Origin of the sequence: Marinitoga aeolica, from assembly GCF_029910535.1 — a bacterium.
Lineage (GTDB): Bacteria > Thermotogota > Thermotogae > Petrotogales > Petrotogaceae > Marinitoga > Marinitoga aeolica.
The window spans coordinates 929,757-947,774 of record NZ_CP069362.1; the positions used below are offsets into that span (position 1 = coordinate 929,757).

Here is an 18,018-nt window from a genome sequence, read left to right on the forward strand (position 1 = left end):
TCTTTCACTATGCACTTGTCAATGAGCTGGTGGAGTAGAGGGGACTTGAACCCCTAACCTTCTGCGTGCAAGGCAGACGCTCTCCCAGTTGAGCTACTACCCCTACTCCTTCACTACTGAACAGAGACACCCATTTTTTTCTCCTTAGAAAGGAGGTGATCCAGGCGCACCTTCCGGTACACCTACCTTGTTACGACTTAGCCCCCCTCGCTGACTCCACCCTCAATAACCGGCCTCCTTTCGGTTAGCCTGGCCATCTTCGGGCGTTTCCAACTCGGGTGGCTTGACGGGCGGTGTGTACAAGACCCGGGAACGTATTCACCGCAGTGTGGCTGACCTGCGATTACTAGCGATTCCGGCTTCATGCAGTCGGGTTTCAGACTGCAATCTGAACTGGGGTAGGGTTTCTGGGATTCGCTCCACCTTTCGGCCTCGCTGCCCTCTGTCCCTACCATTGTAGCGCGTGTGTCGCCCAGGACATAAGGGGCACGATTACCTGACGTCATCCCCTCCTTCCTCCGCCTCGTCGGCGGCTGTCCCGTTAGGGTTCCCACCTTTACGTGCTGGCAACTAACGGCAAGGGTTGCGCTCGTTGCGGGACTTAACCCAACACCTCACGGCACGAGCTGACGACGGCCGTGCACCACCTGTTTAGGCTCCCAGTACCGAAGTACCAGGTCGGATACATCTCTGCATCCTACCACCTATATGTCAAGCCCTGGTAAGGTCCTTCGCTTAGCTTCGAATTAAACCACACGCTCCACCGCTTGTGCGGGTCCCCGTCAATTCCTTTGAGTTTCATCCTTGCGGACGTACTCCCCAGGCGGCCCACTTATCGCCTTAGCTTCAGCACGAACGGTACTACCGCTCACACCTAGTGGGCATCGTTTACGGCTAGGACTACCCGGGTATCTAATCCGGTTTGCTCCCCTAGCTTTCGGGCCTCAGCGTCAGGTTTACCCCAGGAGACCGTCTTCACCACCGGCCTTCTTACCTGTATCTACGCATTTCACCGCTACACAGGTAATTCCGTCTCCCTCTAGTAACCTCAAGTCAATCAGTTTCAGACGCAACCCCCTGGTTGAGCCAGGATCTTTTACATCTGACTTAATTGACCGCCTACACCCCCTTTACGCCCAGTGATTCCGGGCAACGCTCGCCCCCTACGTATTACCGCGGCTGCTGGCACGTAGTTAGCCGGGGCTTTTCCTTATCTACCCTCATCAGTGAGTCATTCCCTACTCACCTTATTGTTCGATAAGTTCAGGAGTTTACGTCCCGAAGGACTTCTTCCTCCACGCGGCGTCGCTGGATCAGGGTTTCCCCCATTGTCCAATATTCCCCACTGCTGCCTCCCGTAGGAGTGGGGGCCGTGTCTCAGTCCCCCTGTGGCCGGCCACGCTCTCACGCCGGCTACCCGTCGTCGGCTTGGTAGGCTTTTACCCTACCAACTACCTGATGGGTCGCAGGCAGCTCCTCCAGCCATGCCAAGGCACGCTTTCACCTCTCGGTCTTATCCGGTATTAGCCACCGTTTCCAGTGGTTGTCCCGGTCTGGAGGACACTTTCCTACGCGTTACTCACCCGTTCGCCACTAGTACTACAGCCCGAAGACTGCCTCCTCGTTCGACTTGCATGTGTTAAGCACGCCGCCAGCGTTCGCCCTGAGCCAGGATCAAACCCTCCATCCAAGATTTCGAGTTCGATCTCAACTCTCACTTTTTTACTTCCGCTGGGTGTCTCTGTTCACTTGTCAAGGAGCTTCTTCTTTTCCTCTTCTTTTTCTCTCGCAGACCTCTTCGTCCGCGTCCGAGTATATATATTACCACCTTTCTTCCATTTTGTCAACTTACAATACTGTTAATTTCGTTAAACCTACGTGAATTCATTTGAAATCAGCGTATATTGATGTTTTTAAACTTGAGCCATTATAACAAATCTTCTCAATCTTTCAATATCTTCTTGGTCTCCTATTACCATTAAAGAATCATTTGCCTTTATTTTAAAATTTGATTTAGGATTATATCTCGCCTTCCCATTACGTCTGATAGCCATTACTATAATATCTAATGTTTTAGAAATTTCTAACTCTCCAAAATCTTTCCCTACCATCCAACTATTTTCTGGAATTTTTATTTCTGCAAAACCAAATGTTTCTCCAAAATCCATTTGTGTACTTTCTATAAACGAAAGAACATTTGGTTTGGAAACCATCAATGCCATTCTTTTACCCGTAATTTCTGGGGGTAGAAGAACATTATCTACTCCTGCATATAATAATTTTCTTACTTCTTCCGAACTTGTTGCACTAGAAACTATATATAGTGACGGATTTAATGTTTTAGCTGTTAAAGATATATATAAATTATCAACATCACTGGGTAAAGTTAACAACACTCCCTTAGCATCATATATTTTCGCTTTTAATAAAATATCCTCTTCTTTAGCATCTCCAATTATATAATTTATATCTTTATACTCATTTTTTTCCAAAAGTTTATTGATCTTCTCTTTATCTCTTTCTATTACAATATAGGGTATTTTTGTTTTAGTAAACTCATCAATAATATATTTTCCTGTTTTTCCACCACCAACCACTATATAATGATTTGTAATATTTTCAATTCTTTTCATCATTCTAAGAATTCCCCCAATCTTTTTAAAATCTCCTTCAACAAATAATGCCGTCAAAGAAGAAATCAAATATAAAACTACCGATATCCCTGAAAAAATAAGAATCGCATCAAATATAATTGTAGCATGAGAAATATTTTCGGGCATTCCATATCCAACAGTTGATAATGTTATTGCTGTAATATAAAACGCTTTAAAAAAATCCCAGCCTTCAAGAACCATAAATCCTATAATACCTATAAAAAAAATCATTATAATAGTCAACAATGAAAACGTTACCTGTTTAAATATTCGTTTATACTCTTCCATAATATACACCCCTAAAAAAATGGAACCGTTTTTTTATAATAATTCATTTGTGTTTTTGGAAATTTAGTTTCTAAATATTTTTCTAGCGAAACTTTTAAATATTTTTTTATATATTTTTCCGTTACTCCAATTCTCTCCAGACCTTTTCTTATTTTGATGTAATTTCCTTTGCCATTTAAATATTCTTCATTTACTGCAAAAAATATTATTTCTTTTACCCTATAATTATTTTTCAAAATAATATTTTTTTTAACTGCATTAAAAACAGATAACGGATTTATATTTTTTTTCAAAGAAACTCTTTCAATAGCATTATCATATTCCGATCTACCTTTTTTATAATAAACATCATAAAAATCATTTATACTAATATTATTATATCTCTGTTTTATATAACTCAAAAATCTATATATTTCATTTTCTATTTCTTTTATTTTACTTTCATTTATACTGAATTCTTTTAAATATTCTTTTTTTAAAAATTCTTTTAATGGTGGCAATTCTTCAAAAGAATTTATATTCATCCATCCTGCAGGTATGCCTTCACTGTTATATATATCATTTATTGTTTTCTTTTTTAATCCATATATTTGAAATATAATTTTTTCTACCAATGCTTCAAGCATTAGCATATACGTATCCAATAAATCTTTTGAAACTATTATATGTTGTAATCTTTCTTCAAAATCTCCTTCAATAATTTGATGCAATGGAGAACCTTTATAATGAAATTCTAAAGGTGATGTATCTATATTCTGTTTTTTTATAATTAAAATTAATTTTACAATATCTATTAATAGTTCCCTTTTTTTACTATTTTTAGTTAATCTAGTAGCTATTGGTATTTGCTTTAAATCACCAACTTCAAGGTCAACACTTCCAGCAATAAATTTGTATAAATAAAATGCAAGTTTACTGTTAAGAAAGCCCAATAGTGAATATTTAAAATCTTCGTTTTCTGTAAATATACTGCTTCCTTTACAGTCAAAAAGAAAATTTTCTGGAAGTAATCTGAATGTTGGACCTTTTGATGTTGTCATAGAATAAGTAATTCCGGGTTTAAAATAATATTGTTTATTAGGTAAATGATTTCCCATTTTTTTTAAAACATTGTAATTTTCTTCATCAAAAGCTATAACCCACCATAAATTGCCAAACCATTTATTATATGGTCCACCTTTTACATATGGAACCCATTTTTTATTATCTTTTTTGTGATTAAAACTTATTTCTTCTTTAGGAACTTGCCAATGATATCTTAAAAATCGTTTATTATCCCCTGTAGCTATTCCTTGTCTAACATCTGCAAACTTTATTAATTTATCATATTCAAATATTCGCTTTACATCATCATTTATCCAGTAAACAAAAGGAACCCTTGGTATTTTTTTAAATTCATTTTGATCTTCTTCAAAAACCTTTTCTGTTTGTTTATTTTTATACAATTTTTCTACAATCTTTTTCAATTCATACTTTTTATTTTCATATGGAACATCATTAAGACCTATATATATTCCTTTCTTTTTTACATTTTTTGATTTTCTTAATACATACATGGCTGTATCCACAAGAGCATCGTCAAAAACTCCCCCCAAGCCAAAATGAACGAGATTTTCAATGTGCATATTTTTTATTATAAATTTCCTTAATTCTTCATAACTGCTAATAAACATAAAAGTTTGAGGCGTAATCATACCTAATAATCCATCTTCTATTAAAAATTCATAATTTCTTTTAATAAAACATGCATATAAATTTTTTCTATAGTCAAAATATTTTTCTCTTATATGTTTTCTCAAGTGAGGAGTATAATCATGTGAGTCCGTATACGGAGGATTTGAAATTACAATATCATAGTTCATTATTAGAATTTTAAAGAAATTTTTTAATTTTTTCACATAATATCTTTCCAGACGAGTTTTTTCTTCAAATAAAGGAATTATATTTCTTTTTTGCAAATTTAATATCATTTCTTTGGATTTTTTGCTTAAAATAATCAAACTGCCCAACTCTTCATATCCCTCAAGTTCCTTTTTTACATTTTTATATACCTTTTTCATATCTTTATCTTCTATATCCTCTAATTTTACCATTTCAAAATTCGTAGAAACTAAATTAAAATTCAATTCCCCTTTATATCCATCTATTAATGCTTTTATTTTTAATATTATCTTTGCTATTTCAATTGAACGTTCATCAATATCCATTCCATATATATTTTTTTCAATAATATTCTTTATATATATCTCTCTGGAGTAGCCGTGTTTTTCATAAAATTCCTTTAATCTATCATATACTTTTATTAAAAAATGACCACTTCCACATGTTGGATCTAAAATCTTTATATCTTCAAGTTTTTTGGATATATTACTTTTTTTATATTTTATTTTATATTTTTCTGCTATTTTAGCATCGTCATATAATTCACAGTAATATCTGGTTAATGTTTGATCTACCAGATATTCCACAACCCACTCTGGAGTATAAAATTGCGATTGTTTAAAGAGTTTTGGCCTTTCTTCATCTATATTATAATATTGATATGCCCAACCTAAAATATCCTCTTTATGCCAATCTTTCACTTTTTCAATTTCATTTATTATTTGGTAAAAATCATTTTCATTCAGTTCTATTTCATAAATTTCATCAAAAAGTTCTGGAATATATTTCCTTAATTCAATAAAATCATTATATCCTTTCAAAATCGATTTTTCATTTAGCATTTTCAAAGCTATTATTTTATTTACATAATTAAACGTATAATTTTCAATATATTTTTCTCTTTGGCTTTCATAATTTTCCGAAAACATTTCTTTCAACATTTCAAAAAGTTTTTTATTCACCATATTTTTATTCATAACGGGAATAAATTCTTTTTTAAAAAATCCCATTTCTTGAAGTTTAAAATCAATAGCATTTTTTATTATTTTTTTTATTCTTTGAATTGTATTTTTAAGATTTTCATACATAATTATCCCCCAATTATTTTTCAACTAAAAATATCCTTAATATATAATTTTTTTCTTCTCTGTTTTCTTCCTCAGCATTTACCATATAATATTCCACAAAATTGGATGTATCATTATTTTTCACAAATAAATACATATAATCTGAAAGTTTGTATATCTTCTCTATATTATCCAAAAAGAACTTTGTATACTTTGAATTTACTACTATACTATTTTTCCCCTTAATATCATTTTTAAATACATCTGGAATATTTGAAATTTCAATTCCCTTATTATTACCAAGAAGGAAATCCGCAAACAACATATCATATTCATCATTTAAATCAGTTGGAACTTTATAAAATTTATACACTTTACCCTGATCTGTAATTACAATATTTTTAATACCTCTTATATAAAAAGATGGAAAAGATATTAATATTGCATCATTTTTTTCTCTTACATTAAAATATCTAAATGCTCTCTCATTAAACATTTTATCCTTATACTTTATAACAAAATTTGTTTCATCTATTTTTTTTATTTCTATGTTTCCTATTTTTGTTTTTATTATTTTGTCTTTGGAATATATATTAATCCATTTTGCTTTTTCAATTTGTAATGTTGGTAATATTTTAAATTCATTTAATACCTTTTCATATTGATTCCATGCAAGCCATATTACAACATAGATACTAAACATTATTGCAAAAATAACCAAAAGAGATTTTGCCCCTTTTTTTCTTTCTTCTTTACTCAACAAATCCTTATTATTCATTTTATTACCTCCAGATTTTATAACCATTTGTTATTGGCATTCTTCTATCTTTACCAAAAGCTCTTTGGGTAACTTTAATTCCTGGCGCTCCCTGACGTCTTTTGTATTCATTCAAATCAACTAATTTTATTACATATTTTACAGTTTCCTTATCATATCCATCTTCAACTATTTCATCTATACTCATTTCATACTCTATATATCTTTCAAGTATTGCATCCAATATTTCATATGGTGGTAATTTGTCCTGATCTGTTTGATCTGGACGTAATTCAGCTGATGGGGCTTTGGTAAAGATGTTTTCAGGTATAACCCATCCACCTTTGATTTTATTAAAATATTCTGCTAATTTATACACCTCTGTTTTATATACATCTTTTATAGGAGATAATCCACCAGCCATATCACCATATAATGTTGCATATCCCGTTGCAACTTCACTTTTATTTCCAGTTGCAAGTGCAATATAACCAAATTTATTTGAAAAAGCCATTACTATTGTCCCTCTAATTCTGGCCTGTATATTCTCTTCTGCCACATTCATTGGCAAATCTTTAAATGCCACATTTAATTCTTTTAATAAGCTTTCAAAAGTTCTTCTGATAGGTATGGTTTCCGTTTTCATCCCCAGATTTTTTGCAAGTAATAATGAATCTTCTATACTTCCTTTTGATGAATATTGTGATGGCATTAATATTCCTAAAACATTTTCGCTACCAAAAGTATCTGCAGCCAATGCTGCTACAAAAGCAGAATCCATTCCTCCGCTTAATCCTAAAACAACTTTTGAAAATCCATTTTTGTGAATGTAATCCTTTAATCCTAATTTTAAAGCTTTATATATTTCCTCATATTTATTTAATAACAATATCTTTTTATTACCTTTTAAAATATTACCTTTTTTTTCTATAGTCTTATCGATCTTTTGTATTTCTACATTATGAGTATCATATATAAGATGCCTTCTTTTTCCTTCTCTTAAATTTGCCCTCGTTGATGAAATTGGATCAATATCTATAAAATCTATTTTTTCTTCAAATAAAGGCAATGAATGAACAACTTCACCAAATGGATTAATAACTACACTTCCACCATCAAAAACTATTTCGTCCTGACCCCCTACATGATTTACATATACTAACCATGTTGAAAGTTCAGAAGCTCTGGTTTTTAACATTTCTAATCTATCTTTTGGCTTTCCCTTAGTATATGGTGAAGCAGAGATATTTATAATTACATGTGCTCCCATCTCCGCAAGATCTACTGCTGGCCCATTTGGAACCCAAATATCTTCACAAACCGTTATACCTATTTTTAATCCATTTTTCATTTCTAATAATAATGGGCTATTCCCTGGAGAAAAATATCTTTTTTCATCAAAAACAGAATAATTTGGCAAATATATTTTATGATATTTTGCTTCTTCTTTGCCATTATATACAATATAAGCTGTATTATATGCATCTACTTCAAAATCCAAATTACCCATAACTGATATAGTATCTTTTCCTTCTGAATATTCTATATATTCATTTAATGTTATCCTTGAATCATTCAAAAATCCAGTTTTTAAAACAAGATCTTCTGGCGGATATCCGGTTAAGAATAATTCTGGAAAAACTAATATATCTGCTTTTTCTTTTTCTGCTAAATCCAATGCTTTTTTTGCTTTTTCAAGGTTAGCATTTAAATTTCCAACATGAGCATTTAATTGAGCTAATCCTATTCTTAATCTCATCCCACTCACCTCTTTTTCTTTTTTTAATATTATAACATATTTTGTTCTTTAAGTCTTTTTTAAATTATATATGATATAATAATTTTGAACATTATCCTTTTTAAAAGGTCTAAAAAAGGAGAAAATAAATGGAGGTGGTAGATAGATGTTCTTTTATCCTTTTTGGTTTGATCCAACATTCATCATATTATTACCGGGATTAATCCTTTCTTTAATCGCTCAGGCATCTGTACAAAGTACTTTTTCAAAATATTCAAAAGTTATTTCTTCAACCGGTGAAACTGGTGCAGAATTTGCAAGGAGAATGTTAAGTTCTTTAGGCTTATATGATGTGCGCGTTGAAGCGGTTTCAGGATTTTTAACCGATCATTATGATCCAAGAAATAAGGTTTTAAGGTTATCAGCTGCAACTTATTCAAGCAGATCCGTAGCTGCTTTAGGGGTAGTAGCGCATGAAGTTGGGCATGCCATGCAACACCAGGAAAAATATTTACCTTTAGTTTTAAGGAACTTTTCTGTTCCTTTCGCATCTATAGGTTCTAATTTATCATGGATTATATTTATAATAGGTTTTTTATTCTATAGTCAAACCTTAATTCAATTAGGGATCTTATTATTTGCTTTTGCAGTTTTATTTACTTTAATTACATTACCTGTTGAATTTAATGCAAGTGCAAGAGCTATTAAAACTTTACCTTTAATGGGAATGCCTACATCTGAAGTTGTTCATGTTAAAAAAGTTTTAGGAGCCGCAGCTATGACTTATGTCGCTTCTGCAGCTATGGCTATTTTACAACTTTTAAGAATGCTTATGATTGCTGGTATGTTCGGAGATAGAGATTAAAAAAAGATGGCGCGCGTGCCATCTTTTTTTAATCCATTATTATCTCAATTTATATATTAACCAAAAAATTTTTATATTTAAAAAAGTTCATGTTCTTCTATTTCTCTTTGAGCTTTATTTAAAGCTTCTCTTGGAGTTAACAATCCTTTTAAAGTCATAATTATATATCTTCTCAATATTTCCGAAAATTTATTATATTCTATTAATGCTGGCCTATTTAAAACATTATCTAGTTCTATTAATTTTTTATCATTTCCTTTTTTCAAATTAATATATTCTTTATACATACTCTTATAGGGTGGTATTTCATAATTAAATTTTTTAAAAAAATCTTTTTTCGTAAGTTTTTTCAGTATTTCTATTGATTCTTTTACATTTTTAGAATTTTTTAATATAGCAAGCCCCTGATATCCGCTTATAGAAACAGTTTCTTTTTTGTTCTTTATTCTTTCTGATACAGGTATTAACTCTAAAGAACCCTGATTTACTATTTTAGAATACCTTTTATCTTCCATATACCTTGATTGATATGTCCAATTAGTTGTAAAGGCTGCATCACCATTTATAAAAATATTTAAAACATCATCCTCTTTAAATTCTAATGATAAAGGATTAATCAATTTTTCATCTAAAAGTTTTTTCATGAAATTCAATGCCTCTATTGCTTCTTCAGTATTTATTTTTACTTTCCCATTCTTATAATAACTTCCTCCAAAAGCACCTAATAACCATGTAAACTCACATGTTAATGCCTCAGTATTAGCCCATGAATCAACTATTGGATATTCAAGAATTCCTTTTTCTTTTATTATCTTTGCCTGATGAATCATTTCTTCTAATGTTTTTGGTGCATAATCAAAACCCGCTTTTTTTAATATGTTTTTATTAATAAAAAAATGTTGTATATTAACTAAATATGGAATTGCCCAAATTTTTCCATTATATTTAAATTGCTCTAAAACATGTTCCGGAATATCCTTAAAATAGCTTTTGTTTATTAAATTATCCAAAGGCAACAACATATTATTGCTTGCTAATTCTGGAATCCATATTAAATCAACCAAAACTATATCATATAATGGTTTTTCAGAATTTATTGATATTTTTATATTATCATGCATTTCCTCATAAAATTTAAATGTCACATCAAGGTTTTTAATATCCTGTTCTTTTATGTAATTCATCAAATCTTCTGGCTGATATCCTGCCTGATACATATATAAAAAATTTACTCCAAATAATCCAGAACTGAGAAATATCATAATTATATATAATATTTTTTTCATTTTTATTCCCCCAACATATTTTCATATTTTTTTAATTTATACTGCAATGCTCTTAAACTTATTCCCAAAGCTTTAGCTGTCTTTGTCTTATTTCCATTATATTTTTTTAACGCTTTTAATATAACCTCTCTTTCCATTTCTTCCAAAGTCATAACAGAAACTCCTTTATTCGAATTATTTTCTTCTGGTTTTAACATAATATCAATATCAACTCTATTTATAACCTTATTGGTATCAAAAATAATAAAAATTCTTTCAACAAAATTACGTATTTCTCTGATATTTCCAGGCCAATTATATTCAGTCAGCATGTTCATCGCATCTTTTGAAAATTTAAGAGGTTTTTTGTTATATTTCTTAGAATATCTTTTATTAAAAAATTCAATAAAAATAGGTATATCTTCTTTTCTTTCTCTGATTGGCGGAATATTTATATTAATAACATTCAATCTGTAAAATAAATCCATTCTAAAATTCCCCTTTTTTACCTCTTCTTCAAGATTTCTATTGGTTGCTGCAATAACTCTAACATCAATTTTTATTTCTTTTGTTCCACCAACCCTTTCTATAATCCCATTTTCTAAAACTCTTAAAAGTTTACTTTGTATATCTAATGGCAATTCCCCAATTTCGTCCAGGAATATTGTCCCATTATCCGCCAGTTCAAACTTACCAGGTTTTGATTTATCTGCTCCAGTAAATGCACCTTTTTCATAACCAAACAACTCTGACTCTACGAGATCTTTTGGAATCGCTGCACAATTCATTATTATAAAAGGTTTATCCTTTCTTTTGCTAAATCTCTGTATATATCTCGTAAAAACTTCTTTCCCAACACCTGTTTCACCAGTTATCAAAAGATTTGCATCTGTCTCAATAACCTTATTAACAATTTCTATTAATTTTCTCATTATTTCAGATTGTCCAATAACAAAATCATCTTTTATACTTTCCTGAACTATATATTTTAATTTGGTATTCTCTTTTTCTAATGCAATCTCTTCATATGCTTTTTCTATAATAAAGGTTAATCTCTTTAAATCTATAGGCTTTTTTATAAAGTCAAATGCTCCTGATTTCATTGAATAAACCGCATCTTCGACATCACCAAATCCTGTCATAATTATTACTTTTAAATATGGATTAATTTCAATAAACTCTTTTATTTTTTCTGTACCTTTCCCATCTGGCAAAATCATATCAAGTAACATCACATCATAATTATTCAAATTAATCTTTTGGACACTTTTTAAATCATAAAAAACATCTGTACTGTAGTTTTTTTTCTCTAAAAACTTTTTTAAAATATTCGCACTATTTTTATCATCCTCTATTATTATTATGTTTCCCATTACATCACCTCGCTTTTAAACTCTATTATAAAACTTGTTCCTGTATTTGATGTTTCAAATTTTATATCTCCATTTAGTTCTTTTACTATAGAATGAACTATAAATAAACCTATTCCATTACCATATTTTTTTGTTGTAAAAGGCTTTTTGAAAACATTATTTTTATATTCTTCTGGAATACCTTCACCATTATCACCTATAACAATTTTTATTTTGTTATTTTCTTTTGATACATTAATAAAAATCTTTTTTTCGCTTTTTTTATTTTCTACTGCTTCTATAGCATTATTAATAATATTGTAAAACAATTGGTTAAGACGCTGGGGATTTGCGTTCATTAAAATATATTCATGAGACTTTTCAAACTCAACCTCTATTGAATTTTCTAAAAATCTATACTTTAACAAATTCAAGATTTGGGATATAACATTATTTATATTTACTTTCTTTTCATTAGATTCCAGAATAGCTTTAGATGATAACTCACTTACAATAGAATCTATGGTTTTTATTTGCTCAATTATTAAATTAGCTATACTTTCAATTTTTTTATTATCTTCAAACTCCATTTTTAAATATTGTAAATTTAAATACATTGAATTTAAGGGGTTTCTTATCTCGTGGGCAGCTATTCTTCCAAACTTTTCCTTTTCAATAAGTCTTTCGTTTAATGAATATAAATCATTCATTTCTTTTTCTAAAGAAATATCCCTTATTAACACTAAAAATGAACCATTTGTAAAAAGTTCCCTTGTTACTTCAATTAACTTTTGACTGTTCTTTATATTTATCGAATAAATTCTGTTATTAGATGCTTTTACATTTTCTTCTCCTAATTCCTTTAAAACTTCACCACCAAAATCATTTTTTACCTTTATACTTCCATCTATATCAAAAAATATAATCCCTTCATATAAATTTTCAACCAAGTATTTTAACGTATTTCTCTCATCTTCCAAATTCTCTATATTTTTCTCTATTTCTTCTTTCATATCTCTTAAATTAGAAGATAACAAATTTATAGATTCTACTAATTCTTTATATCTGTTATTTTCAAGATTTCCAGAATCTATTTTTATATTAAAATTTCCTCTGGCAATATCAGATATTCCTTTTATTGAAAGCTCTAAAGTATTAATATCTTTACCAAAATAAAACAATGCAAAATATATTAAAAGAGGAGACAAAAATAACCATATTAAAAGTGACATATTTAAATTAGATGATATATTTTCAAAAAATATGTCTTTAATCTTATTTTGAATATTACTTAATTGAGATATATCAAAAGATAGAATCAAATTAATATCATCGGGCATATTGATAATTTTAGATGGATATTTAATCCGATTAGAAATCACAAAATCACCATCAAGTTTAAAATCCTTATAAAATTTTTCATTTTGAAATATTTTATGTTTTTTACCAACTATAGAAATTATGGCAATGGAAGACAAATTTAATGAATCCAAAAATAACCTATCCATTTTTCTCGATGCGTAAATTGAAACTTCATCTTTCACATACCCCGATATTATATAAAAATTTTTTTCTCCTTCAATAATACCTTCTTTAAGATTTTGGATTGCTGGGAAATCACCAATATCAATCTTTTTTTTATTCTTAATAATGATTCTTATACCATCTACATTTGAAGAGTTTAATAATTCACTTATATATATTTTTAATGTATTTAATAATCCAAATTTAGCATAATCAATAACTCTTTGATTTTCTAAAATCTTTTTAGAAAAATTCTTTAATAAATTTTTCTGTTCATACAATACATTCATCGTAGTGGGATAAATTTTACTTACCGTTTCAAATCCAAAATCATTTATAGTTGATGATGTATACCCAGTAAGTTCTTTAAATAAAACATTTGTTATGTATATTTTATTAAACATTGTGGTAATTATTGGAAAAATAGCAAATATAAAAATTATAAAAACAAATCTTTTCTTTAATGACATATTTACACCACCATTTTTCATATAGTATGCAATTTTTGCATGGTTATTATACTATTTTTTACATTTTACTGCAATTTTTGCATGGTTACATAAGAAACGATTACAAATAATTAAAAGTTATGATAATTAAAAATCTGATAAATTGCTAAAATATTAAAACTCATTTCACAAACTGGCACGTTGTTGCTAATATTTACAACGGATTAAAAATTATTATATTTCAAGGTGGAGGTGGAGTTATGAAAAAGGTTTTATTGGCATTATTGGTTTTATTCGCTATTTCTATTTATGCATTAGACGTAGGTATAGTTCTCCCAACAAAAGACGAACCAAGATGGGTTCAGGATGAAACAAGATTTAGAGATGCATTAAAAGACACAAACGTTTCTGTTGAAGTTTTATTCAGTCAAGGTAACCCTGCAAAAGAAAGACAAAACGTTGAAGCATTACTTTCAAAAGGTATAAAGGTATTGATTATATGTCCTCATGATGCAGTTGCTGCAGCTAGTACTGTAGATTTAGCTAAAAAAGCTGGTGTTACAGTTATTTCTTACGACAGATTAGTTACAAATACAAAATCTGTAGATTACTATGTAACCTTTGATAGCGTTGAAGTCGGTAGAGCACAAGGTCAATTTTTAGTAGATCATGCAACAGGTAAAAATAATCCATTATATTTATACGCTGGTGCATTATCAGATAATAACGCATTCTTATTCTTCCAAGGTGCATGGGAAGTTTTACAACCTAAAATTGCTGATGGAACATTCAGAATAATTAATTCTTCAGAAGCTGTGAAATTACAAAACAAAAAAGAATTAACAAGAGAAGAAATGGCAAAAATTATTAATCAAATTACAACAGATTGGAGCTTTACAGTTGCCAGAAGAAAAGCAGAAGATAACTTAACAAGAGCTAGAAAAGCAGATAAAGGTACAGTATTTATTTTAGCACCTAATGATGGTACTGCAAGAGCTATTGCTGATGCATTCAGACAGGATAGAGATGTTAAAAAATATTATGTAACAGGTCAAGATGCAGAAAAAGCTTCTATTCAATATATAATTGACGGAAAACAATCAATGACAGTATTTAAAGATGTTAGATTATTAGTAAAAGATGCTATAAGCTTAGCTCAATTTGTATTAAAAGGCGTAAAATTAATTACTCCTAATTCATATGATAATGGCGCAAAAATGGTTCCAGCAATTCAATCAAATATTGCTGTTGTTACAAAAGATAATGTTAAAAAAGTATTAATCGATTCAGGATATTATAAAAAATCTGATTTTAGATGGTAATTTAAAATGTAATTAAGGGGGTAGTGGAAACGCTACCCTTTTTCAAGTAAGGGGTGATCTTTTTGAGCGAATATATTCTTGAAATGAAAAATATTACAAAAGAATTTCCTGGCGTAAAAGCTCTGGATAACGTAAATTTCAAGGTAAAAAGAGGAGAGATTCATTGTTTAATTGGTGAAAACGGTTCGGGAAAATCCACTTTAATGAAAGTACTTAGTGGATTTCATAAGCATGGGACATATGATGGTCAAATAATATTTGAAGGGAAAGAACAAAAGTTTAATACTATTTACGATAGTGAAAAGGTTGGTATTGTTACTATATATCAGGAATTAGCATTAATTCCAGAATTAACTGTATATGAAAACATTTTTTTGGGTCATGAAATAAAAAATAATGGAATTATTGATTGGAATAAAACTATAACTGAAGCTGAAAAGGTATTAAAAAAATTAGGTTATACGTTAGATACATCCAAAAAGGTTAAGGATTTTGGTGTGGGTGTTCAACAAATTATCGAAATCGCAAAAGCGCTTAGTAAAAACGTTAAATTATTAATATTGGATGAACCGACATCTGCTTTAAATGAAACAGATAGTGAAAAATTATTACAAATAATAAAGGATTTAAAGAATCATGGAATTACTTCAATATTAATATCTCATAAATTAAATGAGGTATTGGAAGTAGCTGATACCATCACTGTCTTAAGAGATGGTTTAACTATAACAACAATTGAGAATAAAAATATATCAGAAAATGTAATTATTAAACATATGGTTGGCAGAGAAATAAATGATATTTATCCAAAAAGAAATCATAAAATTGGAGAAAAGATATTTGAAATAAAGAATTGGAAAGCTTTTGATAGAAAAAATGAAAGATATGTTGTTAAATCTGCTGATTTCTATGTTAGAAGAGGAGAAATTGTTGGTATAGCTGGTTTAATTGGTGCAGGTAGAACAGAACTTGCTCATAGTATTTTTGGAAATCCTGATGATTATAAGGTTAGCGGAGAACTCTATTTTGAAGGCCAAAAAATGCAATTTAAATCAACATCTGATGCAATAAAAGCTGGTATTGCCTATGTTTCTGAAGATAGGAAAGGTAATGGTTTAATATTGGATTTTGATATTAAAACAAATATTACCATTGCTAATTTAAAAAAGATTTTAAAGGGTTTATTTGTAAACGAAAATGAAGAAGTTGTAATTTCCGAAAATTATAGAAAATCATTAAAAATAAAATCTCATAGTATAGAACAGAAAGTATTGAATCTCAGCGGTGGAAATCAGCAAAAGGTTTCATTGGCAAAATGGTTATTTGTTACTCCTAAATTATTGATTTTAGATGAACCAACAAGAGGTATAGACGTGGGTGCAAAACATGAAATTTATAATATTATGAACGAGTTGGTTGCAGAAGGTATGAGCATTATCATGATATCTTCAGAATTACCTGAAGTTTTAGGCATGAGCGATAGAATTTACGTTATGGCTGGTGGAAAAATAGTCGGAGAATTAAGCAATAAAGAAGCTACTCAAGAAAAAATTATGGCAATGGCTGTAGAATATTAAGGAGGAATTTGTATGTTTGGAGAATTAAGAACTTTGCTTAAAAAACATATTAGAGAATATGGAATGTATATAGCTCTTGTAGTTATTATGTTAATTTTCTCTTTTTTAACTGATGGATTATTTCTTTCAGCTAGAAATATAAGTAATTTATTTAATCAGATGGGATATATTGCTGTTTTAGCTGTTGGCATGACACTGGTTATCGTTATAAGACATATAGATCTTTCTGTAGGTTTTGGTTCTGGTTTTTTAGGTGCAATTGCGGCTATATTGATGATGCAGCATAATATGCCTGTTCTTCCAACCATATTAATAGTTTTTGCTTTAGGAATTATCTTTGGTTTAATAAATGGTTTTTTTATCTCATTCATCGGTCTTCCATCGTTTGTTATGACATTGGCTGGTATGTTGATTTTTAGAGGCGGCTTACTTGTAGCAACGCAAAAAACCGGTACGATAATAATATCAAATGATACATTTAATGAAATTGGAAATGGGTATATACCAGACTTTTTCCACAACGAAAATATCCATGTTACTACACTATTAATAGGCATAATTATAATACTATTCTATATCTATTTTGAAATTAAAAGAAGAAATAATAAGATAAAATATAATTTTGAAGTATTATCTATACCGGTGTTTATACTAAAAATATTATTAATATCCTCTATAGTAGCTTATCTTTTCTGGATATTGGCAAGTTATAATGGACTTTCATGGACATTTGTAATTGTATTAATAGTTACTTTTATTTATCATATTATGACGACAAAAACCGCTTTAGGGAGACACATATATGCTGTTGGAGGTAATCCCGAAGCAGCTAAATTAAGTGGTATTAGTTTAAATAAAATAACATTATTTGTTTTTGGATCAATGGGATTATTAACAGCATTATCAGGTATTTTATATGCCTCAAGATTCCAGTCAGCAACACCTACAGCAGGAACATTATTTGAACTTGATGCTATTGCCGCTGCATATGTTGGTGGTGTATCAGCTGCTGGTGGTGTTGGTAAAGTCACTAATTCGATTGTAGGTGCTTTGGTTATGGCATCACTTATTAACGGAATGAATTTAATTGGCGTTGGTATATCTTTCCAATATATTATTCGTGGAGCAGTTCTAATAGCAGCCGTTGTATTTGATATAAAAACTCGAAGTAAAGCATCTTAAAACCCCTTCCTTTATAGATAACCCCCATAAATGGGGGTTATTATTTTTTTAATATTAATATGATATAATTACAATAGATTACAAAAGGGAGTTTTTT

11 protein-coding genes, 1 tRNA gene and 1 rRNA gene are annotated in these 18,018 nt (G+C 29.9%); 4 read left to right on the forward strand and 9 right to left on the reverse strand.

Features of this window, described 5'->3' with window-relative positions; all coding sequences use genetic code 11:
* Positions 1-27 precede the first annotated feature (27 nt).
* The 6 genes from JRV97_RS04340 to JRV97_RS04365 form a co-directional block, all read right to left on the reverse strand.
* Positions 28-103, reverse strand: a tRNA-Ala gene (locus JRV97_RS04340).
* Positions 104-148: 45 nt separating this feature from the next.
* A 16S ribosomal RNA gene (locus JRV97_RS04345) occupies positions 149-1,690 on the reverse strand.
* A gap of 223 nt (positions 1,691-1,913) precedes the next feature.
* Complete coding sequence (locus JRV97_RS04350; RefSeq protein WP_281000542.1) at positions 1,914-2,942, reverse strand: potassium channel family protein; 1,029 nt, start codon at positions 2,940-2,942, stop codon at positions 1,914-1,916.
* An 11-nt stretch (positions 2,943-2,953) separates the two neighbouring features.
* A complete protein-coding gene (locus tag JRV97_RS04355; protein ID WP_281000544.1) occupies positions 2,954-5,911 on the reverse strand; it encodes an Eco57I restriction-modification methylase domain-containing protein in 2,958 nt (985 codons plus the stop codon).
* Between the two features lie 13 nt (positions 5,912-5,924).
* Positions 5,925-6,668, reverse strand: a complete 744-nt coding sequence (locus JRV97_RS04360) for a hypothetical protein (protein ID WP_281000548.1) — start codon at positions 6,666-6,668, stop codon at positions 5,925-5,927.
* A gap of 4 nt (positions 6,669-6,672) precedes the next feature.
* A complete protein-coding gene (locus JRV97_RS04365; protein WP_281000549.1) occupies positions 6,673-8,406 on the reverse strand; it encodes an NAD+ synthase in 1,734 nt (577 codons plus the stop codon).
* Positions 8,407-8,551: 145 nt separating this feature from the next.
* Here JRV97_RS04365 and JRV97_RS04370 point away from each other — a divergent pair, with 145 nt between their 5' ends.
* Entirely contained in the window at positions 8,552-9,250 is a 699-nt protein-coding gene (locus JRV97_RS04370; protein ID WP_281000550.1) for a zinc metallopeptidase, read from the forward strand.
* A gap of 77 nt (positions 9,251-9,327) precedes the next feature.
* Here JRV97_RS04370 and JRV97_RS04375 read toward each other — a convergent pair whose 3' ends face one another.
* From JRV97_RS04375 to JRV97_RS04385, 3 genes are read right to left on the reverse strand one after another with little or no spacing between them, the layout of a single operon-like run.
* Positions 9,328-10,536 carry an extracellular solute-binding protein gene (locus JRV97_RS04375; RefSeq protein WP_281000552.1) on the reverse strand — a complete coding sequence of 403 codons (1,209 nt, stop codon included), beginning with the start codon at positions 10,534-10,536 and terminating at the stop codon, positions 9,328-9,330.
* Positions 10,537-10,538: 2 nt separating this feature from the next.
* Positions 10,539-11,888 (reverse strand): sigma-54-dependent transcriptional regulator, encoded by a 1,350-nt coding sequence (locus JRV97_RS04380; protein WP_281000554.1) that lies wholly within the window; start codon positions 11,886-11,888, stop codon positions 10,539-10,541.
* The gene (locus tag JRV97_RS04385) at positions 11,888-13,861 is read right to left on the reverse strand and encodes a sensor histidine kinase (RefSeq protein WP_281000556.1); all 1,974 of its coding nucleotides are present in this window, start codon (positions 13,859-13,861) and stop codon (positions 11,888-11,890) included. Before JRV97_RS04385 ends, JRV97_RS04380 begins: the two co-directional genes overlap by 1 nt.
* Positions 13,862-14,100: 239 nt before the next feature.
* Here JRV97_RS04385 and JRV97_RS04390 point away from each other — a divergent pair, with 239 nt between their 5' ends.
* The 3 genes from JRV97_RS04390 to JRV97_RS04400 all read left to right on the forward strand — a co-directional run bounded on the left by JRV97_RS04390 (position 14,101) and on the right by JRV97_RS04400 (position 17,921).
* Positions 14,101-15,162: a sugar ABC transporter substrate-binding protein gene (locus JRV97_RS04390; protein ID WP_281000558.1), complete on the forward strand. Its 1,062-nt coding sequence runs from the start codon at positions 14,101-14,103 to the stop codon at positions 15,160-15,162.
* 62 nt (positions 15,163-15,224) lie between these two features.
* On the forward strand, positions 15,225-16,739 hold the full coding sequence (locus JRV97_RS04395; RefSeq protein ID WP_281000560.1) for an ATP-binding cassette domain-containing protein: 1,515 nt from the start codon (positions 15,225-15,227) through the stop codon (positions 16,737-16,739).
* A gap of 6 nt (positions 16,740-16,745) precedes the next feature.
* Positions 16,746-17,921, forward strand: a complete 1,176-nt coding sequence (locus tag JRV97_RS04400; protein WP_407081572.1) for a sugar ABC transporter permease — start codon at positions 16,746-16,748, stop codon at positions 17,919-17,921.
* Positions 17,922-18,018: the final 97 nt, after the last annotated feature.

What these genes read in the sequence shown, in the direction of transcription:
- JRV97_RS04350 (WP_281000542.1), bottom strand. Translation starts at nt 2,942, where the DNA reads ATGGAAGAGTATAAACGAATATTTAAACAGGTAACGTTTTCATTGTTG.
- JRV97_RS04355 (WP_281000544.1), bottom strand. Translation starts at nt 5,911, where the DNA reads ATGTATGAAAATCTTAAAAATACAATTCAAAGAATAAAAAAAATAATA.
- JRV97_RS04360 (WP_281000548.1), bottom strand. Translation starts at nt 6,668, where the DNA reads ATGAATAATAAGGATTTGTTGAGTAAAGAAGAAAGAAAAAAAGGGGCA.
- JRV97_RS04365 (WP_281000549.1), bottom strand. Translation starts at nt 8,406, where the DNA reads ATGAGATTAAGAATAGGATTAGCTCAATTAAATGCTCATGTTGGAAAT.
- JRV97_RS04370 (WP_281000550.1), top strand. Translation starts at nt 8,552, where the DNA reads ATGTTCTTTTATCCTTTTTGGTTTGATCCAACATTCATCATATTATTA.
- JRV97_RS04375 (WP_281000552.1), bottom strand. Translation starts at nt 10,536, where the DNA reads ATGAAAAAAATATTATATATAATTATGATATTTCTCAGTTCTGGATTA.
- JRV97_RS04380 (WP_281000554.1), bottom strand. Translation starts at nt 11,888, where the DNA reads ATGGGAAACATAATAATAATAGAGGATGATAAAAATAGTGCGAATATT.
- JRV97_RS04385 (WP_281000556.1), bottom strand. Translation starts at nt 13,861, where the DNA reads ATGTCATTAAAGAAAAGATTTGTTTTTATAATTTTTATATTTGCTATT.
- JRV97_RS04390 (WP_281000558.1), top strand. Translation starts at nt 14,101, where the DNA reads ATGAAAAAGGTTTTATTGGCATTATTGGTTTTATTCGCTATTTCTATT.